At 54.2% G+C, this 19,811-nt stretch carries 23 protein-coding genes; 14 read left to right on the forward strand and 9 right to left on the reverse strand.

Features of this window, described 5'->3' with window-relative positions; genetic code table 11:
- Nucleotides 1–80: 80 nt before the first annotated feature.
- From rpsF to IM282_RS03265, 5 genes are all read left to right on the forward strand, one after another.
- On the forward strand, nucleotides 81–476 hold the full coding sequence (rpsF, locus tag IM282_RS03245) for a 30S ribosomal protein S6 (RefSeq protein ID WP_014068637.1): 396 nt from the start codon (nucleotides 81–83) through the stop codon (nucleotides 474–476).
- A gap of 6 nt (nucleotides 477–482) precedes the next feature.
- Complete coding sequence (gene priB, locus IM282_RS03250; protein ID WP_022646836.1) at nucleotides 483–797, forward strand: primosomal replication protein N; 315 nt, start codon at nucleotides 483–485, stop codon at nucleotides 795–797.
- A 4-nt stretch (nucleotides 798–801) separates the two neighbouring features.
- On the forward strand, nucleotides 802–1,029 hold the full coding sequence (gene rpsR, locus IM282_RS03255; RefSeq protein ID WP_000135199.1) for a 30S ribosomal protein S18: 228 nt from the start codon (nucleotides 802–804) through the stop codon (nucleotides 1,027–1,029).
- A gap of 41 nt (nucleotides 1,030–1,070) precedes the next feature.
- Nucleotides 1,071–1,520, forward strand: coding sequence for a 50S ribosomal protein L9 (rplI, locus tag IM282_RS03260; protein WP_006810372.1), 450 nt, complete (start codon nucleotides 1,071–1,073; stop codon nucleotides 1,518–1,520).
- Between the two features lie 152 nt (nucleotides 1,521–1,672).
- The gene (locus IM282_RS03265) at nucleotides 1,673–2,602 is read left to right on the forward strand and encodes a DMT family transporter (protein WP_023299146.1); all 930 of its coding nucleotides are present in this window, start codon (nucleotides 1,673–1,675) and stop codon (nucleotides 2,600–2,602) included.
- 46 nt (nucleotides 2,603–2,648) lie between these two features.
- Here the strand turns inward: IM282_RS03265 and IM282_RS03270 are convergent, their stop codons facing one another.
- Entirely contained in the window at nucleotides 2,649–3,287 is a 639-nt protein-coding gene (locus tag IM282_RS03270) for an OapA family protein (RefSeq protein ID WP_126490142.1), read from the reverse strand.
- 231 nt (nucleotides 3,288–3,518) lie between these two features.
- Between IM282_RS03270 and fklB the strand changes: the two genes are divergently transcribed.
- Nucleotides 3,519–4,139: an FKBP-type peptidyl-prolyl cis-trans isomerase gene (gene fklB / locus IM282_RS03275; RefSeq protein ID WP_022646839.1), complete on the forward strand. Its 621-nt coding sequence runs from the start codon at nucleotides 3,519–3,521 to the stop codon at nucleotides 4,137–4,139.
- A gap of 314 nt (nucleotides 4,140–4,453) precedes the next feature.
- Nucleotides 4,454–5,863, forward strand: a complete 1,410-nt coding sequence (cycA, locus tag IM282_RS03280; protein WP_022646840.1) for a D-serine/D-alanine/glycine transporter — start codon at nucleotides 4,454–4,456, stop codon at nucleotides 5,861–5,863.
- A gap of 86 nt (nucleotides 5,864–5,949) precedes the next feature.
- Here the strand turns inward: cycA and ytfE are convergent, their stop codons facing one another.
- Nucleotides 5,950–6,612, reverse strand: a complete 663-nt coding sequence (ytfE, locus tag IM282_RS03285) for an iron-sulfur cluster repair protein YtfE (RefSeq protein WP_023299148.1) — start codon at nucleotides 6,610–6,612, stop codon at nucleotides 5,950–5,952.
- A gap of 245 nt (nucleotides 6,613–6,857) precedes the next feature.
- Here ytfE and IM282_RS03290 point away from each other — a divergent pair, with 245 nt between their 5' ends.
- Nucleotides 6,858–8,504: a methyl-accepting chemotaxis protein gene (locus tag IM282_RS03290; protein ID WP_023299149.1), complete on the forward strand. Its 1,647-nt coding sequence runs from the start codon at nucleotides 6,858–6,860 to the stop codon at nucleotides 8,502–8,504.
- Between the two features lie 80 nt (nucleotides 8,505–8,584).
- Here the strand turns inward: IM282_RS03290 and IM282_RS03295 are convergent, their stop codons facing one another.
- From IM282_RS03295 to IM282_RS03305, 3 genes are all read right to left on the reverse strand, one after another.
- Nucleotides 8,585–9,550: a DMT family transporter gene (locus IM282_RS03295; RefSeq protein WP_032625208.1), complete on the reverse strand. Its 966-nt coding sequence runs from the start codon at nucleotides 9,548–9,550 to the stop codon at nucleotides 8,585–8,587.
- 75 nt (nucleotides 9,551–9,625) lie between these two features.
- A complete protein-coding gene (locus IM282_RS03300) occupies nucleotides 9,626–10,450 on the reverse strand; it encodes an AraC family transcriptional regulator (RefSeq protein ID WP_032621407.1) in 825 nt (274 codons plus the stop codon).
- A gap of 81 nt (nucleotides 10,451–10,531) precedes the next feature.
- A complete protein-coding gene (locus tag IM282_RS03305) occupies nucleotides 10,532–11,380 on the reverse strand; it encodes an SDR family oxidoreductase (protein WP_022646845.1) in 849 nt (282 codons plus the stop codon).
- An 84-nt stretch (nucleotides 11,381–11,464) separates the two neighbouring features.
- Between IM282_RS03305 and IM282_RS03310 the strand changes: the two genes are divergently transcribed.
- A complete protein-coding gene (locus IM282_RS03310; protein ID WP_022646846.1) occupies nucleotides 11,465–11,851 on the forward strand; it encodes a helix-turn-helix domain-containing protein in 387 nt (128 codons plus the stop codon).
- 93 nt (nucleotides 11,852–11,944) lie between these two features.
- Here IM282_RS03310 and IM282_RS03315 read toward each other — a convergent pair whose 3' ends face one another.
- Entirely contained in the window at nucleotides 11,945–13,888 is a 1,944-nt protein-coding gene (locus IM282_RS03315) for a bifunctional 2',3'-cyclic-nucleotide 2'-phosphodiesterase/3'-nucleotidase (protein WP_063152407.1), read from the reverse strand.
- A 190-nt stretch (nucleotides 13,889–14,078) separates the two neighbouring features.
- Here IM282_RS03315 and cysQ point away from each other — a divergent pair, with 190 nt between their 5' ends.
- Nucleotides 14,079–14,819, forward strand: a complete 741-nt coding sequence (gene cysQ / locus IM282_RS03320; RefSeq protein WP_022646848.1) for a 3'(2'),5'-bisphosphate nucleotidase CysQ — start codon at nucleotides 14,079–14,081, stop codon at nucleotides 14,817–14,819.
- Here cysQ and IM282_RS03325 read toward each other — a convergent pair.
- Nucleotides 14,813–15,370 (reverse strand): YtfJ family protein, encoded by a 558-nt coding sequence (locus tag IM282_RS03325; RefSeq protein WP_063853077.1) that lies wholly within the window; start codon nucleotides 15,368–15,370, stop codon nucleotides 14,813–14,815. The genes cysQ and IM282_RS03325 overlap by 7 nt on opposite strands.
- 324 nt (nucleotides 15,371–15,694) lie before the next feature.
- Here IM282_RS03325 and IM282_RS03330 point away from each other — a divergent pair, with 324 nt between their 5' ends.
- The 4 genes from IM282_RS03330 (at nucleotide 15,695) to IM282_RS03345 (ending at nucleotide 17,457) form a co-directional block, all read left to right on the forward strand.
- On the forward strand, nucleotides 15,695–15,901 hold the full coding sequence (locus IM282_RS03330; protein ID WP_003856054.1) for a DUF1107 domain-containing protein: 207 nt from the start codon (nucleotides 15,695–15,697) through the stop codon (nucleotides 15,899–15,901).
- 269 nt (nucleotides 15,902–16,170) lie between these two features.
- Nucleotides 16,171–16,662 (forward strand): Hcp family type VI secretion system effector, encoded by a 492-nt coding sequence (locus tag IM282_RS03335; protein WP_046621020.1) that lies wholly within the window; start codon nucleotides 16,171–16,173, stop codon nucleotides 16,660–16,662.
- Nucleotides 16,659–17,075, forward strand: a complete 417-nt coding sequence (locus IM282_RS03340) for a polymorphic toxin type 44 domain-containing protein (protein WP_071892806.1) — start codon at nucleotides 16,659–16,661, stop codon at nucleotides 17,073–17,075. Before IM282_RS03335 ends, IM282_RS03340 begins: the two co-directional genes overlap by 4 nt.
- Nucleotides 17,053–17,457, forward strand: a complete 405-nt coding sequence (locus tag IM282_RS03345) for a hypothetical protein (protein WP_046621024.1) — start codon at nucleotides 17,053–17,055, stop codon at nucleotides 17,455–17,457. Before IM282_RS03340 ends, IM282_RS03345 begins: the two co-directional genes overlap by 23 nt.
- 59 nt (nucleotides 17,458–17,516) lie before the next feature.
- Here the strand turns inward: IM282_RS03345 and IM282_RS03350 are convergent, their stop codons facing one another.
- Both IM282_RS03350 and msrA read right to left on the reverse strand, forming a co-directional pair.
- Nucleotides 17,517–18,854 (reverse strand): hemolysin family protein, encoded by a 1,338-nt coding sequence (locus tag IM282_RS03350; RefSeq protein WP_022646849.1) that lies wholly within the window; start codon nucleotides 18,852–18,854, stop codon nucleotides 17,517–17,519.
- Nucleotides 18,855–19,104: 250 nt separating this feature from the next.
- The gene (gene msrA, locus IM282_RS03355; RefSeq protein ID WP_003856057.1) at nucleotides 19,105–19,746 is read right to left on the reverse strand and encodes a peptide-methionine (S)-S-oxide reductase MsrA; all 642 of its coding nucleotides are present in this window, start codon (nucleotides 19,744–19,746) and stop codon (nucleotides 19,105–19,107) included.
- Nucleotides 19,747–19,811 lie beyond the last annotated feature (65 nt).

Raw genomic sequence — 19,811 nt, forward strand, 5'->3', positions numbered from 1 at the left:
CGACCTTTAACACGTTCCTTGCCTCCCCGGGCCTCGGCTGACCCAGACAGGAGGCTGAATAATCCGTAAGGAGCAATTCGATGCGTCATTACGAAATCGTTTTTATGGTCCATCCTGACCAGAGCGAACAGGTTCCGGGTATGATCGAGCGTTACTCTGCTGCCATCACTGGTGCAGAAGGCACGATCCACCGTCTGGAAGACTGGGGCCGCCGTCAGCTGGCTTACCCAATCAACAAACTGCACAAAGCTCACTACGTTCTGATGAACGTTGAAGCGCCGCAGGAAGTGATTGATGAGCTGGAAACTACCTTCCGCTTCAACGATGCCGTTATCCGCAGCATGGTTATGCGTACCAAAAACGCAGTGACCGAAGCATCTCCGATGGTTAAAGCGAAAGACGAGCGCCGTGAGCGTCGCGATGATTTCGCAAACGAAACCGCAGATGATTCTGATGCTGGGGATTCTGAAGAGTAATTTCTGATGACCAACCGTCTGGTGTTGTCCGGCACCGTGTGCAGGACCCCCCTTCGAAAGGTCAGCCCATCAGGAATTCCGCATTGCCAGTTCGTGCTTGAGCATCGTTCTGTGCAAGAGGAAGCCGGGTTTCACCGGCAGGCGTGGTGCCAAATGCCCGTTATCATTAGCGGACACGAAAACCAGGCCATTACTCACAGTTTAACGGTCGGTAGTGCAGTAATCGTTCAGGGGTTCATCTCTTGCCACAAGGCAAAGAACGGCCTGAGCAAAATGGTTCTGCATGCCGAGCAGATTGATTTGATAGATACTGGAGACTAGCCAAATGGCACGTTATTTCCGTCGTCGCAAGTTCTGCCGTTTCACCGCGGAAGGCGTTCAAGAGATCGACTATAAAGATATCGCAACGCTGAAAAACTACATCACCGAAAGCGGTAAGATTGTCCCAAGCCGTATCACCGGTACTCGTGCAAAATATCAGCGTCAGCTGGCTCGCGCTATCAAACGCGCTCGCTACCTGTCTCTGCTGCCGTACACTGATCGTCATCAGTAATCGGGCACGGTCCATTAATACGACTTTAAGAGGATAAGGTAATGCAAGTTATTCTGCTTGATAAAGTAGCAAACCTGGGCAGCCTGGGTGATCAGGTAAACGTTAAAGCGGGTTACGCTCGTAACTTCCTGGTACCACAGGGTAAAGCTGTTCCAGCTACTAAGAAAAACGTAGAGTTTTTCGAAGCACGTCGTGCTGAACTGGAAGCCAAACTGGCTGACGTTCTGGCGGCTGCTAACGCTCGCGCTGAAGCAATCAACGCACTGGGCACCGTTACCATCGCGTCTAAAGCTGGCGATGAAGGTAAACTGTTCGGTTCCATCGGTACCCGCGATATCGCTGATGCAGTCACTGCAGCAGGCGTTAAAGTGGCTAAGAGCGAAGTTCGCATGCCGAACGGCGTTCTGCGTACCACTGGTGAGCACGAAGTTGACTTCCAGGTTCACAGCGAAGTGTTCGCTAAACTGGTTGTTAACGTAGTAGCTGAGTAATTTTTTACTCTGCTCACGTCGAAGCGCCGGCCTTGTGCCGGCGTTTTGCTTTTTAGCGTGACCCTACGTCATGTTTTGCGATTGTAAGGTCGCTATTCCTGATGCATTCTCTGATAATAAATTGAAACGCAATTTTATTTATGAGATTTGTCATGGATACCGCTCTGCCCACGCCCGTCTTTGCCCGTCGAAATGTGGCCTATGCCTGCGCCACGCTCTGCTGTCTGCTTTGGGGAAGCTCATACCCGGCCATTAAAAGCGGCTACGAACTCTTCCAGATCGCGACCGATGATATTCCGTCCAAAGTCGTCTTTGCTGGATACCGTTTTCTGTTTGCCGGTGCGTTGCTGCTGCTCTTTGCCCTGGCCCAACGTAAACCGATTGGCAGGCTCACACCCACGCAGTTTGGTCAGCTCACGATCCTCGGGCTGACCCAGACCACCATCCAGTACACCTTCTTTTATATCGGCCTTGCTTACACCACCGGGGTGAACGGTTCGATCATGAATGCCACCGGGACCTTCTTCAGCGTGCTGCTGGCGCACTTTATCTACCACAACGACAAACTCAGCTATAACAAAACGCTGGGCTGTGTTCTGGGCTTTACCGGCGTGATGCTGGTGAACTTCCACGGCGGGTTAAGTGATTTCCAGTTTGTCTGGCAAGGTGACGGATTTGTGGTGCTGGCGGCCTTTATTCTCTCTGCGGCCACGCTTTACGGGAAACGCATTTCCCAGACCGTTGACCCGACGGTGATGACGGGATGGCAGCTGGCGATAGGCGGGGCGGCACTGGTTGCGGGAGGCTATGCCACGGGCGGGGCGCTGGAGGTGCACAGCATGAAGGCCGTCGCCGTGCTGGGGTATCTGACGCTGCTCTCATCCGTGGCGTTCGCCCTGTGGAGCGCGCTGCTGAAAGTGAACCGCGTGAGTATGATTGCCCCGTTCAACTTTGTCATACCTGTAGCAGGAACAGTGCTCTCCGCCATATTCCTCGGCGAAGACATTCTGGACATCAAATACGCGATTGCGCTGGTGCTGGTCTGCTCGGGGATCTGGTGGGTGAATAAACGTCGTGCCTGAGAACAAAAGTGCCGGGGGGCGGCTTCGCCTTACCCGGCCTGGGCTATTAACGTGCTCTGATAAAACTGCCGTCCGGCTGGCGGGTAAACAGTACCTGCTGCCCGTTTCCGGTATCGATCGTTAACCCGGTCACCACCCCACTGGCATTCTGGCGGATCTGCACCATCTGACCATTTTGCAGGTTGCTGAGCGGCTTGCCAGCCCCCTCGACTTGCGCCATGGCATACACATCCGTTGCCGGCAGATTGTGGTCGCGGAACAGCTGAGCAAGGGTTTTCCCTGGCTCTACGCGATACGAACGCCACTGCTGCTCAATGCCGGTGGGCTGTTGCGCCTGTGGCTCTGAAGGGGCGACGGCCTGCTCCTGATCTTCCTGAACAGGTTCAGGTTCAACCGGCGCAACCTGGCCCGGATCGTTAGACGGTGTGACCAGTTGCGTCTGCATCGGCTGTGAATCAGGCTGCGGCTGGCTTTGCGACTGGATATCCAGCTCAGCATTGCGGCTTACCGGCCCGGTATCAACGTTGTCACTGCCGGAAGGAAGCAGGAAACCGATGACGATCAGCAACGCGCCGATAATAATGCCTCTGCGGTGCAAAGGCGGCAGCGGGTCCATGATGCGAAAGTTATCCGGCGCATGCCAGATTTTCGCCAGGGTAGGTTTCAGTTCAAATCGCCCGGGCATGGCTCTCCTCCTGCTCCGCGTCTTTTTATCCTGTCCTGAGAAGTGTAGTTTGCTAACTGCCTGATGGGCGTAACAAAGCCAGCTTTCGTGACATATATTAGGGAAAATCCTGACGGCTACTATTGTTTCCGTTTCGTCGCAGTTTGTCACCTTTACTTAAGACAAAGTTTTACCCATAAGGGCATGGCTGATATGCTGCCCGCTACTTTAAATGTGATGGAAGGAAAACCCATGACCACCCCGACTTTTGACACTATCGAAGCGCAGGCAAGCTACGGCATCGGCTTGCAGGTAGGACAGCAGCTGAGCGAATCCGGCCTGGAAGGTCTGTTACCGGAAGCGCTGGTGGCGGGTATCGCTGACGCGCTGGAAGGCAAGCAGCCCGCTGTGCCGGTTGACGTTGTGCACCGTGCGCTGCGTGAAATCCACGAACGTGCTGACACTGTACGTCGCGCGCGTTTCGAAGAGATGGCGGCAGAAGGCGTGAAATATCTGGAAGAGAACCGTGAGCGTGAAGGCGTGAACAGCACCGAGTCCGGCTTGCAGTTCCGCGTAATCAATCAGGGTGATGGCGCAATCCCGGCGCGTACCGACCACGTTCGCGTACACTACACCGGTAAGCTGATCGACGGCACCGTGTTCGACAGCTCCGTCGCGCGTGGCGAACCGGCTGAATTCCCGGTCAACGGCGTGATTGCAGGCTGGATCGAAGCCCTGACCCTGATGCCAGTAGGTTCAAAATGGGAACTGACTATCCCGCACAACCTGGCATACGGCGAGCGTGGCGCTGGCGCGTCCATTCCGCCATTCAGCACCCTGGTGTTTGAAGTCGAGCTGCTGGAAATCCTGTAATCGGTTTTTCTTATTTTCCTCTCTCCGATCGGGGAGAGGAAAATAGCGATAAAACCTGGAGTTACGACGGAATCAACATTTTGTATTGCAAACGAAACTGTTACGTGTATTTTTGTGAGCTGTTTCGCGCTGTATGAGTGATATGACACTCACTTTCAACATATTATTAACATAATATTCAAATCATAGTATTCATCCCGCCGATTCTTACCTACTATCGATAAGCCCTTACAAAGGGAACGTCATTTTTTTGGCGTATTTAAAGGCCAGAAGAGCCTTAACAACACAGACAGGCATAAACAGGAAAATATCACATGGTAGATCAGGTCAAAGTCGCCGCCGCAGAAGAGGCGACGTCTGAACAGTCGCTACGGCGAAATCTCACGAACCGTCACATTCAGCTCATTGCCATTGGCGGCGCCATCGGCACAGGGCTGTTTATGGGCTCGGGCAAAACCATCAGTCTTGCAGGCCCGTCGATCATCTTCGTTTATATGATCATCGGTTTTATGCTCTTTTTCGTGATGCGTGCAATGGGTGAATTGCTGCTCTCGAACCTCGAATACAAATCCTTCAGCGACTTCGCGTCAGACCTGCTCGGCCCGTGGGCTGGCTATTTTACCGGCTGGACCTACTGGTTCTGCTGGGTGGTTACCGGCATGGCGGATGTTGTCGCTATTACGGCCTACGCCCAATTCTGGTTCCCCGGCCTGTCGGACTGGGTGGCCTCGCTGGCGGTGATTGTCCTGCTGCTGAGCCTCAACCTCGCGACCGTTAAAATGTTCGGTGAGATGGAGTTCTGGTTCGCGATGATCAAAATCGTCGCCATCATCGCGCTGATTGTCGTCGGGCTGGTAATGGTGCTGACGCACTTCCAGTCGCCAACTGGCGTTCAGGCCTCGTTTGCCCATCTGTGGAATGATGGCGGCTGGTTCCCGAAAGGCATCAGCGGCTTCTTCGCCGGTTTCCAGATTGCGGTGTTCGCGTTTGTCGGGATTGAGCTGGTGGGAACCACGGCGGCGGAAACTAAAGATCCGGAGAAATCCCTGCCGCGCGCGATCAACTCCATTCCGCTGCGTATCATCATGTTCTACGTGTTCGCGCTGATCATCATTATGTCCGTGACGCCATGGAGCTCAGTAGTGCCAACCAAGAGCCCGTTCGTCGAGCTGTTCGTGCTGGTGGGGCTGCCCGCTGCCGCGAGCCTGATTAACTTCGTGGTGCTGACCTCTGCGGCCTCTTCCGCGAACAGCGGCGTCTTCTCCACCAGCCGTATGCTGTTTGGTCTGGCGCAGGAGGGCGTTGCCCCGAGCGCGTTCGCCAAACTCTCAAAACGCGCGGTACCGGCGAAAGGGCTGACCTTCTCCTGCATCTGTCTGCTGGGCGGCGTAGTGATGCTCTACGTTAACCCGAGCGTAATCGGCGCGTTCACCATGATCACCACGGTGTCGGCGATCCTGTTTATGTTCGTCTGGACCATCATCCTCTGCTCATACCTGGTGTACCGCAAACAGCGTCCACATCTGCATGAGAAGTCGATCTACAAGATGCCACTGGGCAAGCTGATGTGCTGGGTATGCATGGCGTTCTTCGTCTTCGTGCTGGTGCTACTGACGCTGGAAGAAGATACCCGTCAGGCGCTGATCGTCACGCCGCTGTGGTTTATCGCGCTGGGGCTGGGCTGGCTGTTTATCGGTAAGAAACGGATGGCTGGCATGCGTTAAGCATGTTGCCGGGTGGCGCTGACGCTTACCCGGCCTACGTTCGAGGACGTTGTAGGCCCGGTAAGCGCTAGCGCCACCGGGCTTTTTTATTTACCCGATAATGCACGCGGGAACAGAACGTTATTCTCAAGACTGATGTGTTCCATCAGATCGTCGATCATCTCGTTGATGCCGTTGTACATCGCTTTCCAGGTGGTGCACGCCTCTGGCGGCGGTGTGACATTGTGGGTGGTGTGTTTGATCACTTCCAGCAGTTCTCCGGCGTCATCATGTTCGCTTTCCATCACGCTGATTGGCCCCATTGCCTGGCTGCCCATGCCCTGTTTGATCATCGGGAAGAGGATCTGCTCCTCTTTCATCATGTGGCTGGATAGTTCTTCGTGCAGCATGGTCAGGTATTTTGCCAGGCCGCGCGGTACGGAAGGTTTATCGGCGTGAACGCGCTCAACTTTGGTGGCCTGTAAAATCAGCTCCGGCAGCTGTTCGCGGTGACGGTCGTGGTAACGCACAATGATATGGTCGATGATTTCAGCCAGCGGCGCGGTGCGCCAGTCTTTGTCGACAGGCTGTTCTGCCAGCTTAGCCAGCTCCGCTTCGATAGCTTCTACATCCAGCTCTTTACGCGACGCTGCGCGCGCCAGCGTTTGCTTACCGCCGCAGCAGTAATCCATATCGTATTTACGGAACAGCGCTGAAGCGCGAGGGATGGAGAGCGCCAGCTCGCCTAAGGGTTGGTCGCGGAAGGCCATAGCAGTTACCTCATCATCAGGAATATAAGATGCATTTTAAATGCATCTTTATGTGGATACTATAACCCTTTAGAGGCAAGGGTAAAAATGAGAAGGGGATCACAAAAAAATCGTGCTTTTAACTTGCTGATTGAATGCAGAAAAGGGTTTTCGAAAGTTTTTAAAGGTGGAGAAACAGTAAACAACCTGCCGCGCGTGCCGATAGATACAGGTCAGACAATACCTGTATATAAAAAAGGCAACGCATGTTTAAACGTATAAAAGTCATTACTCTTTTGATTTCGGTGCTGCTTGTGCTCGGCATCATGCAACTGATCTCCGCCGGCATTTTCATTAATGCGCTCAATAACGACAAAGAGAACTTCACCGTTTCTCAGCTTTCCAGCCAGAACGTCGCGGAGTTTACCGACGCCTGGATCAGCCTGAATCAGGCGCGTGTCACCCTTAACCGCGGCATGCTGCGTCTGCAAAGCAGCATGGCGTCGCAGATTAACGGCGGGCAGCTGAACGAGCTGGTCAATACCGCGAAAAACCTGCTGGCTGATGCCCAGACACATTACGATAAATATTACGCGCTGCCGGAAACGCCGGGTATGGACGAGCACCTGGCCGACAGGCTGGAAGAGCACTACCGCATCTACTCCGCCACGCTGACGCAAATGAACGTTCTGCTGGGGCAGGGCAATCTGGAAGATATGTTCAAACAAAATGCCGAACAGAAGCAGACCGCGATGCAAAAGGTCTATCGCGAATGGCGCGAGGCGCAGGCCGCGCTCACCGACAAAGGCATCAAAGACAATGAAAGCGACTACAAACGCATTCTGTGGATCCTCTCTGCGGTGATGCTGCTGGTGATCGCGGTGATTATTTCCAGCTGGATTGCGATGCGCCGCGTGCTGCTGCTGCCGCTGGAAGAGGTGATCAGCCATATCCGCGCCATTGCGGCAGGGGATTTAACCCAGCCGATTCAGGCTGAGGGTAAAAATGAAATGGCGATCCTGGCGCGCAACGTTCAGGAGATGCAGACTGCGCTGGCCAACACGGTGGGCGTAGTGCGTGAAGGCGCAGATACCATCTACACCGGCGCGGGTGAAATCTCGGCGGGCAGCAACGATCTCTCTTCCCGCACAGAGCAGCAGGCCGCTTCTCTGGAAGAGACGGCAGCCAGCATGGAACAGCTGACCGCCACCGTGAAGCAAAACGCCGATAACGCGCGTCAGGCGTCGCGTCTGGCGCTGGACGCCTCCTCCACCGCGAAGAAGGGCGGAAATGTGGTAGAAGGCGTGGTGCGCACCATGGACGAAATCGCCACCAGTTCCAGCAAAATTGCGCAAATTACCAACGTAATCGATGGCATTGCCTTCCAGACCAATATTCTGGCGCTGAACGCGGCGGTAGAAGCGGCGCGTGCGGGCGAGCAGGGGCGTGGCTTCGCGGTTGTCGCGGGTGAGGTGCGTACCCTTGCCCAGCGCAGCGCTCAGGCGGCGAAAGAGATCAAAGCCCTGATCGATGATTCCGGCGAGCGCGTTAACGCGGGCTCTCAGCTGGTAAATGAAGCGGGCGCGACGATGGCAGAGATCGTCAATGCAGTTACGCGCGTGACTGACATCATGGGTGAGATTGCGTCGGCCTCCGACGAACAGAGCCGCGGTATCGACCAGGTGGGCCAGGCGGTGGCGGAGATGGATCGCGTTACCCAGCAGAACGCCTCGCTGGTGGAGGAGTCTGCGGCGGCGGCGGCGGCGCTGGAAGATCAGGCCGCGCGCCTGAACGACGCGGTGGCGGTGTTTAAGATCACCCGTAACCAGGCGGTGAAAGCCGCGCCGGTAAAGACCTATGCACCTAAAGCGCAGCCCGTAGCGGCGTCTGAAGCGAACTGGGAAACGTTCTGATACTGTGCCGGGTGGCGCTGACGCTTACCCGGCCTACGGTTTTGTAGGCCCTGCAAGCTAAGCGCCGCTGGTCGAAAACCTCACCCCTCCGACGCCGGAACGACCATCGGTTTTTCCGGCTTCGCTCTCACCGCAATCACCACCCCAACGACCAGCAGCGCGATCCCGCAGGCCGTTAGCAGCGGCGGCACGCTCTGGCGCATCAGGAAGGTATAGAGCAGCCCGGCCAGCGTTTCAAAGACAATCAGCGGCCCCAGTATCACCGTCGGCAGCTTCTGGCTGGCAATGTTCCAGCACAGCGCGCCAACCCACGAACAGAGCACGGCAATGGCGACCATTAACCCGACGAATACCCACGGGCGCGGTCCGAAGGGCAGGGCGAAATCCGGATGCTGGCTACCCAGCCAGATACATGCACCCACATAGCCCAGCAACGAGACAGGAAGCGTGACCAGCGCCTGCGCCGTCGCCCACATCATCGGATGTTTATCCGGGTTTTCCCGCAGCCAGCGTGCGTTGCGCAGGGCATACCAGGCCCAGCAGACAACCGAAATAACCGCCAGAAAGATCCCAGAACCGTAACGCCACAAGCTGAAGTTTTCGAGGCCGTGGCGTAGCTCGGCAATATTCACGCACACCAGCCCCACGGCGATGCATACCAGCGCAGGCACCATTTTTGACCACGCCAGTTTGCCGTCACGCTGGCTATAAAGCAGGTTTGCGAAAACCGGAATGACCACCGGCAGCGTGCCGATAATCATGGTCGACACCGGCGCACCGGTACGCTGAATGGCGCTCGCCAGGCAGACGTAGTAGATAAGATTACCCATCATGGTCAGCCACAGCGCGGTGAGCCAGTCCTGGCAACTCAGCTGGCGCAGACGCGCACGCCCCAGCCATGCCAGCGGCACGGCAATAAGCCCCAGCGCCAGATAGCGTCCGGTCGACTGCAATATTGCCGGGTACTCAGGCACAATCAGCGGGCCGACGAAAATCAGCCCCCACATCAACCCTGCAAGCAGGGCATACAACACGCCGCTAATCATCTTTTCGTCCACAGTAATACATGTTGTAGCCAGTGTAGGAGGCACAGATGCACGCGTATTGTATGAGGTTGCGCATTAGCGCGGCGAAACCTGCTTCTGGTAGCGCACGGGCGTAATGCCGTAGCGGCGGGTAAAGGCGCGGGTCAGGTGAGACTGATCGGTCAGCCCCGTTGCGGCGGCCACCTCGGCGGCAGGCATGCCATGGGTGAGGAATGCTTTGGCGCGCCACAGCCGGATGGCCATCAGCATCTGGTGTGGGGTGACGTGAAAATGGGCCTTAAACTGGCGCTGGAAATGGTACGGACTGAGCGACACAACGTTCGCCAGTTCGTCCAGCGTAAGGGCGCGCATATAGTTGTCGTGCAGATAGTCGCGAACGCGCTCGAAGCGGTGCGCGCCCTCCCGGGCTACCGGCGCGTGACGGGCCAGCGGCTGGAACGTCTCAATCAGATCCAGCAGCAACCCTTTTTGTGCCAGCGCATCGTTCGTATGCCAAAGGCCGTAAATCAGCTGGCCAATTTGCTGCGAGCGCAGCGGGTCGTGGCGGGTCACGTCGCTAAACCACCAGTGGCGAAGGCCGGTGACTTCTTCCAGCAGGTCGGGTTCGATATAGACCATCCGGTAGCGCCAGCCGCCTTCGGTGGCGGATTCGCCCGTGTGGATCTCGTCCGGGTTCATGGTCACGACCGATTTTTCAGCGGCTAAGTGTTGGGTACCGCGATAGCGGAAGCGTTCGGCGCCGGTTTCAATGGTGCCGATACCGAAGGCTTCATGCGTGTGAGGCTCAAAGGCGTAGTCAGCAATATGCGCGTGATATAGCTCCAGACCCGGCAACTGCGCCAGATGGCGAAAGCGCGCGCTGTCTCTCTCATCAGTAAACTGTTCCGGTACGCCTTGCACGGTGAGCCTCCTTGTGGGTCATCGCTTCATTATCCGAGATGACCCGAAGGGATGCCACAAAAAATAACCAATTCTTAACAATTACAGAATGGCTTTGATGCTCTCCGCCAGCGGCGTGGTCGGACGGCCAATCAGTTTGCTCAGGGTACGGCTGTCGTCAAACAGGCCGCCTTTGGACGCACCGGTATCGGAATCCGCCAGCATCTCCGCCAGCCCGGCAGGCAGACCAACGCCTTTCAGTGCAGCGGCATAATCGGCTTCGCTGAGGTTCTGATACGTTACCGGCTTACCGCTCTGCTTGCTCAGCTCCGCAGCCAGTTCGCTCAGCGTCCAGGCATTGTCACCTGCCAGTTCATACACCTTGCCGGCGTGACCCTCTTCAGAAATCACTTTTGCCGCAGCCGCCGCGTAATCCGCACGGGTCGCAGAGGCAATTTTGCCTTCGCCTGCGGCACCTATAAATACGCCGTGTTCCAGCGCTGGCGGCGCGCTTGCCAGGTAGTTTTCGGTGTACCAGCCGTTGCGCAGCAGGGCGTAAGGCACGCCTGAAGCCGCCAGTGCATTTTCGGTTTCGACGTGCTCAACGTGCAGACCCAGCGGGGAGGTATCCGCATGCAGCAGGCTGGTGTAGGCGATAAGTTTCACCCCGGCGGCTTTGGCGGCGTTAATCACGTTCTGATGCTGTGCGGCGCGCTGGCCCACTTCGCTGGAGGAGATAAGCAGCAGCTTATCCACGCCGTTCAGGGCGGTGGTGAACGCGGCCTGGTCGGTATAGTCCGCCTGACGTACCACAATTCCCCGCTGGCTTAAGGCGTCGGCTTTTGCCGGGTTACGCACAATAGCCACGATCTGGCTGGCCGGAACGGTTTTCAGCAGTTCTTCAATAACGTGTTGGCCAAGCTGGCCGGTTGCGCCGGTAATCGCGATCATGATGAATCTCCTTCGTGTTTGTCTGGTGTTGTGGCACACTATCACCATAACTAACTTTTAGTAAGTACGCACAAAAAGGTAAGTATGAAAACACCGATACCGACGCTCAGCGAGCAAATGCGCGATGGCAATCTCTTCGCAGAACAGTGCCCGTCACGGGAAGTGCTCAAACATGTTACCAGCCGCTGGGGCGTGCTGATCCTGGTGGCGTTACGTCAGGGGACGCATCGTTTTAGCGATCTGCGCCGCAAGCTGGGCGGTGTGAGCGAGAAGATGCTGGCCCAATCGCTTCAGGCGCTGGAGCAGGACGGGTTTGTCGATCGCGTTTCTTATCCGGTTGTGCCGCCGCACGTGGAATATAGCCTGACGCCGATGGGGCTGGAGGTGAGCGAGAAGGTGGCCGCGCTGGCTGACTGGATTGAGGTGAATACGCCGAAGGTGATGGCGAATCGGGACGATCGTGCGGCATGAAATGCCGGGTGGCGGCTTCGCCTTACCCGGCCTACCCGCAATCCTCGATCCCGTAGGCCGGGCAAGCGCAAGCGCCACCCGGCACAATCATCGCTACCTGCTCAAATCCACCTGATAAATCGCGAACCCAATATCATCCGTCGCGACCTGTTTCATCGGATACTGCGCCTTATCCTTGATAAACGCGGCTGCTTTATCGGACGGTGATGTCTCAAAGCGAATATCCAGCGTCGTGTCGCTGTGGATCGGCGCCAGACGCCAGTTGTTATCCACCGCCGGATGAATTTCACCCGCTTTTTTCGACTCCGCGCTAATCCACGCCGCCAGCACCGAACGGTTCTCATCCGGCGAGGCAAAGGCGATGTGGCTGTCACCCGTACCGGCAAACTTACCGCCATAGGCGCGGTAGTTGTTGGTCACCACGAGGAAAGTGGCATTCGGATCAATCGCTTTGCCGTTGAAGGTCAGGTGTTTAATGCGTTCTGCCTGCGGATTAATGGCCTGACATTCGCCGTCATATTTCGCGGGCTGGGTTACATCAATCTGATATTCCACGCCGTCGATCACGTCGAAGTTGTAGGTGCGGAAACCGTCCCAGTTTATCAGCGACTGCGGTTTGCTGCTGTGCGGATCGATCTGGTTGAACTGTCCGGCAGAGCACTCCAGCCACTCCTTCACCTCTTTCCCGGTGGCTTTCACCACCACGAGGGTGTTGGGATAGAGGTAGAGATCGGCGGCATTACGGAAGGTCAGCTGGCCTTTTTCCACCTCAACGTAGCTGGCCGGATCGTTCTTACGCCCGCCCACTTTGAATGGCGCCGCGGCAGACAGAACCGGCAGATTGGCCAGATCCGGATCGCCCTGAATATAGTGCTCGGCATAGGCTTTCTGCGCCATGTTGACTACCTGCACGGTCGGGTCATCCTGTACCAGCGCGAGGAAGCTGTACATGTTATCAGCCGATTTACCGATCGGCTTGCTGACAAATTCACGCGTTGCGTCGTGGTCATGCTTCAGGACATCGACCAGCTTTTTATCTTCTTCGGCCAGGGATTTTTTTGCAGCGGCATCATAAATCGGACGCGCTTCCGCTTTCGACTGCGTGACTTTCCAGCTCCCGCTGTCGTTATTCAGCACCAGATCTACCACGCCAAGGTGGTCGCCCCACATGCCCGGCATCACCGATGGCACACCGTTGAGCGTCCCTTTTTCGATGTCCGCGCCTTTGATACTGGCGAAATCTTTGCCCGGGAAGACGGCGTGGGCGTGACCAAACAGGATCGCATCCACGCCCGGTACCTGGCTGAGGTAATACACGGAGTTCTCAGCCATCGCCTGATACGGGTCGGCCGAGAGGCCAGAGTGGGCCACAACGACCACCACATCCGCGCCTTTCGCCCGCATCTCCGGCACGTATTTGCGCGCCGTTTCGGTAATGTCGTTGACGGTTACTTTCCCGTCGAGGTTGGCTTTATCCCACGTCATGATCTGCGGCGGCACAAAGCCGATATAGCCGATTTTCAGCGTCTGTTTTTTACCGTCCTGGTCGACAACCTCGGTCTCTTTAATCAGGTAAGGGGTAAAGAGCGGCTTTTTCGTCTTAACGTCGATGATATTGGCATTAACGTACGGGAATTTTGCCCCTGCCAGCGCATCGTGCAGGTATTTCAGGCCGTAGTTAAATTCGTGGTTGCCCAGGTTGCCGACGGCATAGTCCAGCGTATTCATTGCCTTATAAACAGGATGGATCTCGCCTTTCTTCAGCCCCTTCGCCGCCATGTAGTCGCTGAGCGGGCTGCCCTGAATTAAGTCCCCGTTATCGACCAGCACGCTGTTTTTCACTTCACCGCGGGCGGCGTTGATCAAACTTGCCGTACGTACCAGTCCGAATTTTTCGACAGGCGTATCTTTGTAGTAATCGAAGTCCATCATGTTGCCGTGCAGATCGGTGGTTTCCAGAATGCGGAGATCCACCGTCGCTGCCTGAACGCTTGCCGCAATCAGCGTTGCCAGGAGCGTTGCGCTAAACTTAATCATCTGAGGAGTCCTTTTTTCGATCCAAGCCACAAAAGAGTATGTATGTAGTATTTGTTGCTTACAGAAGTGTGAATGCTGCCAGAAAAAAGAACGCTGAAACCAGAATTGCTTCACAGATAGCGGAATTGTTCACATTACGATATAACTAAAACAATAAGTTATGCCCACTGCGTTAACGAAGAGGTGGAGAATGTTAGATCAAATTTGTCAGCTCGCACGGGATGCGGGTGATGCCATTATGCAGGTGTACGACGGTGCGAAACCGATGGATGTTGTCAGCAAAGCGGACGACTCCCCGGTGACGGCGGCGGATATCGCGGCGCATACGGTGATCCTGAAAGGTTTGCAGACCCTGACGCCGGATATTCCGGTCCTTTCTGAAGAAGCGCCCCAGGGCTGGGACGAACGTCAGCACTGGCAGCGTTACTGGCTGGTGGACCCGCTGGACGGCACGAAAGAGTTCATCAAGCGTAACGGTGAATTTACCGTGAATATCGCCCTGATTGAAAAAGGAAAGGCGGTGCTTGGCGTGGTTTATGCCCCGGTGATGAAGGTGATGTACAGCGCGGCGGAAGGTAAAGCCTGGAAGGAAGAGTGCGGCGTGCGTAAGCAGATCCAGGTGCGAGATGCCCGTCCTCCGCTGGTGGTGATCAGCCGCTCGCACAGCGACAGCGAGCTGGAGGAGTACCTGCAACAGCTGGGGGAACACCAGACGACGTCGATCGGCTCGTCGCTGAAGTTCTGTCTTGTGGCGGAAGGGCAGGCGCAGTTGTACCCCCGTTTCGGGCCGACGAACGTCTGGGATACGGCGGCAGGGCATGCGGTGGCTGCGGCCGCTGGCGCGCATGTGCATGACTGGCAGGGTAAGCCACTGGACTACACCCCGCGCGAGTCATTCCTCAATCCTGGCTTCAGGGTGTCACTTTACTGAGTCAGCAGCTTATGCAGCAGGGCAACCACCTGCTGCACCTCATCCTGCGTCAGCGCGCCGTCCTTAACCCACTGTACGCGACCGTTTTTGTCCAGCACAACAATCGCTGAACTCTCTTCTTCCAGCTGCCACGCCTTACGCGTCACGCCGTTGCTGTCGACAATAAACTGCGACCAGGGATAGAGCTTCTTATTGCTCTCAAGGCTTGAGCGCACAAACATCCCGGAGCCGGGAATCGCGTCGTCGGTATTCACGATGGTGGTGGTCTGGTAGCGATCGTGCGGGAGTTTTGCGGCCTTGATCGCTTCCACGAGGGTGGCGTTTTTCTCTTTAGCGGATGTACGTCCGGCAATATGCTGTACAACTCTCACTTTGCCCGCAAGCTGCGCGCTATTCCAGGCTTTGTAGCTAAACTTATCATTGTCGAGAATCAATTCTCCCCGGTCAGCAATGCCGACCGGCGGGACACGTTGTCCTTTTTCAAGGTTGTGTGCGGAAGCCATCAGCGGCAGCAACAGGCAAGCTGCTGCCAGGAGGTTACGTAGGGTCATGGTGTTTCCTTATTGTGAGCAGGTGATCCGACCACTTGGTCATGCGCTTTTAATCATAAGTGCGATCAATGGGCTTTTCCCGCAATCCCGATGCCAGTTTGCGGGCGAACGCACATATCCACGCAAAAACGACGGCATATACTGCTCTGTATCACGCTTTGCAAAGATTATTCTGAATAATTGTAATCAAACGGTAAATAAACTTATGCACACTGGGTAAGTACGAGGTTCTGGTCTATAGTCATTGGGCATCAAAATTTGCGCTCAGGACAGTCGGGCCGATTGTGGCACCGCAAGGGCGTATGATTCGCAGGAGATACAAGAATGAAAATTTTCCAACGCTACAACCCGCTTCAGGTGGCGAAGTACGTGAAGATCCTGTTCCGTGGACGGTTGTATATCAAGGATGTTGGCGCTTTTGAGTTCGATAAGGGCAAAATCCTTATCCCGAAAGTGAAGGACAAACAGCACTTGTCTGTGATGTCCGAAGTCAACCGTCAGGTTATGCGTCTGCAAACTGAGATGGCTTAACCAACGTGCTATGCAGTAGTAGTTAAAAAGACGGCTCCCGATGGGAGCCGTTGATGTTTGTAGCCGTAGTTTTACATATATTCATGTTCTGGATATTTCACACAGCCTTTCTGGGATGTGAATATATTTCACACTGTTTTATTAAGTTAATCTAAAATTACTTTTCAGCCTGTAACCGTTGATATAGGACAATAAAGCATTAACTGTTTATTGGACTTATCTCGTTACGCAGGAACAATGGTCATCTCACTTTGAAAAGGAGTTAGATAATGGCTATTCCTGCTTATTTATGGCTGAAAGATGATGGTGGTGCGTTAATTAAGGGGGCAGTAGATGTTCAAGGAAGAGAGTCAAGTATAGAGGTTAATGGTTTTTCACATAACGTATCAATTCCTACTGATCCATTGACAGGGAAAATTACAGGAACAAGGAAGCATTCCAGCATCATTTTTTTGAAAGAGTTTGATTCCTCTTCTCCCTATCTATTTAAGGCCGTTTGTACAGGCCAGAAATTAATAAGCGCAGAGTTTAAATGGTATCGTATTAATGATGCGGGGCAAGAAGTTGAATATAACAATATGCTTTTAGAGAACGTCACTATTGTTGGGGTTTCACCAATAATGCATGATACAAAAGATGTATTAAAGGAGAAGCATAATCATCTTGAATGTGTAGAAGTACGTTATGAAAAAATCACATGGAAACATTGTGACGGAAACCTGCTTTTTTCAGATAGCTGGAATGAAAGGGGTAAACAATGAGATATCCGGTAAGTACAGTTAATCCTCATCCTCCCTATGATATATCTTCCTTCTCCCCCTTAGGTGTATCAGTAGTAAGCAACATGATGATAGCTCGTTTTCACCGTGGTCCATCAGCGTTAACATATCTTTGGTTTTACAAGCAGGTTCGAGGGCATGGCCCCTGGGATTATAAAAATCAATTAGGCAGGCAATACGAAAATTTCGGCAACTTTCATTATGGAGCGGTGGGTATTGCTGCTGGTATAAAACCTGAGATATTGCTACGAGGTGCAGGTATCGCTCAGATTCTGGCGGGAACGAGTTCTCCTGATTTTGAGAACAATAAAGGACCAGATCCTCATGGCGATGATCCTACAGATCAAACATGGATTAGAGCGGGGATAGACTATGCTCAGCGTGCTGGTTTCTAGGAAGAAAATTTATATATTACTCGCAATCCTGATCTCTTCTTATGGCATATGGCGTGCTGTTGATGAGTTTCTCTATATTGAGCAAGACATTATTCGCAAAGAAAATATCGGGAAGGTTTCCGTACTGTATATTACAGAAAGCAATGCGGGAGCTACGACTTCGAATGTATATAAATATTATTTGGCGTCGTCAAAAAAATCGGAAGAAGCTTTTTTAGGCGATGTCAGGAACGGGTATGCTCCATTTCTGATAACTACGGATCCTGAAGCAAAAGTAGAGAGTGAAGAAAACACTATATATATCACAGTCAGTGGTAAAATTTATCAATTTAGCAATATATCTTACTCAACGCTTATCTATTTGAATTCATCACCTTTTTAAAATTTAGAGTGAATCTCGGAGGGTAAAAGAAAGGGCAGCTCACCGCTGCCCTTCATAAATTACGCCGACACCTTATCTTCCGCATCTGGCAGCTTCGGTACCAGCACGGTCGGTTTACTATCAATGCGCGTTACCAGCAGCTGGTCGATGCGGTAGTTATCAATATCCACCACTTCAAACTTGAAGCCAGAGAATTTCACCGAGTCGGTACGTTTCGGGATCTTACGCAGCATAAACATCATAAAGCCGCCGATGGTCTCGTAGTTTCCGGACTGCGGGAACTCGTCGATGTCGAGCACGCGCATGACATCTTCAATCGGCGTACCACCATCGATCAGCCATGAGTTCTCATCACGCTGCACAATTTGCTCTTCCAGCCCCTGGCCGACCAGGTCGCCCATCAGCGTCGTCATGACGTCGTTGAGGGTGATAATGCCCACCACCAGCGCATATTCGTTCATGATCACCGCGAAGTCTTCACCGGCGGTTTTGAAACTTTCCAGCGCTTCGGAGAGCGTCAGGGTGTCCGGCACAATCAGGGTGTTACGGATCTGCACGCCGCTGTTCAGCGCCAGGCTCTGGTTTGCCAGTACGCGGTTCAGCAGGTCTTTGGAGTCCACATAGCCGATGATATGGTCGATATCTTCGTTACAGACCAGGAACTTGGAGTGCGGATGCTGCGCCACTTTGGTCTTCAGGCTCTGCTCGTCTTCATGCAGATCGAACCAGATGATGTTCTCACGGCCGGTCATGGAGGACGGCACGGTACGGGATTCCAGTTCGAAAACGTTCTCGATCAGCTCGTGCTCCTGCTTGCGCAGCACGCCTGCCAGCGCCCCGGCTTCCACCACCGCATAAATATCGTCGGAGGTGATGTCGTCTTTACGCACCATCGGCAGCTTGAAGATGCGGAAAATGACGTTCGCCAGGCCGTTGAAGAACCACACCAGCGGACGGAAGACATACAGGCAGAAGCGCATCGGGTTGATGATACGCAAAGCCACAGCTTCTGGCGCAATCATACCGATGCGTTTCGGGGTCAGGTCCGCGAATAGAATGAACAAACCGGTGACCAGCGAGAAGGAGAGGATGAAGCTCAACTGCTCGGCCAGCTCTGCGGACATGTACTTTACAAAGAGGCTATAAAACGCCGGAGAAAATGCTGCATCACCCACGATACCGCCAAGAATGGCGACCGCGTTCAGGCCAATCTGCACCACGGTAAAGAACATGCCTGGGTTTTCCTGCATTTTCAGAATGCGTGATGCGTTGATGTTGCCCTCGTCGGCAAGCAGCTTCAGTTTGATTTTACGGGAGGCAGCCAGCGAGATCTCCGATATCGAGAAAAATGCACTGACGGCAATAAGACAAAGTATTACTAAAATACTGTTTAACATAGTTTATCCGGCTTCTCGCCAGATCCTCAGAAGGGGAGTTGATACCATTCGTGTGAAGACACATTGAACTCAGCTCGTAGCGTTGAGCCGATTATTTCAGCGGTAGTATAGCGTAAAGGCGTGTAAATCTGCCAGAGGTCACGTTTTCGGCAAAAAGTGGCCGGATGAAAAGGCAGTGAGTGGTTAAGTAATGAACTGACACTTTTGCTTACAGGCGCGCCACGCGGCTCGCGTGGCGCTGATGCAGTAATCAGTCCTGCTGTGGAGGCAGACAGACGCCGATGCCGCCAATGCCGCAGTAGCCGTACGGATTTTTATGCAGGTACTGCTGGTGGTCGTCTTCGGCATAGTAGAACGGTTTCGCAGTAGCGATTTCCGTCGTGACCTGACGTTTATCACCGGCTGCCTGCATCGCTTCCTGGAAACGCGTCAGGCTGGCGTGGGCCGCAGCCTCCTGCTCAGGGGTGAGCGGATAGATGGCCGAGCGGTATTGGGTGCCGTGATCGTTACCCTGACGCATGCCCTGCGCCGGGTCATGGTTTTCCCAGAACACCTGGAGCAGCTGTTCATAGCTGATGACGCTCGGGTCATACACCACACGTACCGCTTCAGCATGACCGGTCTCACCGGAACAGACTTCGCGGTAGGTTGGGTTAGGCGTATATCCTCCGGTGTAGCCCGCAGCGGTGCTGTACACGCCCGGCAGTTGCCAGAACAAGCGTTCTACGCCCCAGAAGCAGCCCATGGCAAACAGGGCGATCTCCATTCCATCAGGAACGTTTGTCATTGAATGGTTGTTTACGGCGTGTAATGTCGCCACTGGCATAGGGGTGTTGCGTCCCGGTAACGCATCGGCTTGTGATACCAGATGCTTTTTATCAAATAAACTCACGGTGGGGCCTCCGGGGTAGCGTTGTTTCGGTTAAGGTTGTCACGAAGCGTTTAATTGAACACAAT

Origin of the sequence: Enterobacter cloacae complex sp. P29RS (assembly GCF_014893445.1) — a bacterium.
Classification (GTDB): Bacteria; Pseudomonadota; Gammaproteobacteria; order Enterobacterales; family Enterobacteriaceae; genus Enterobacter; species Enterobacter intestinihominis.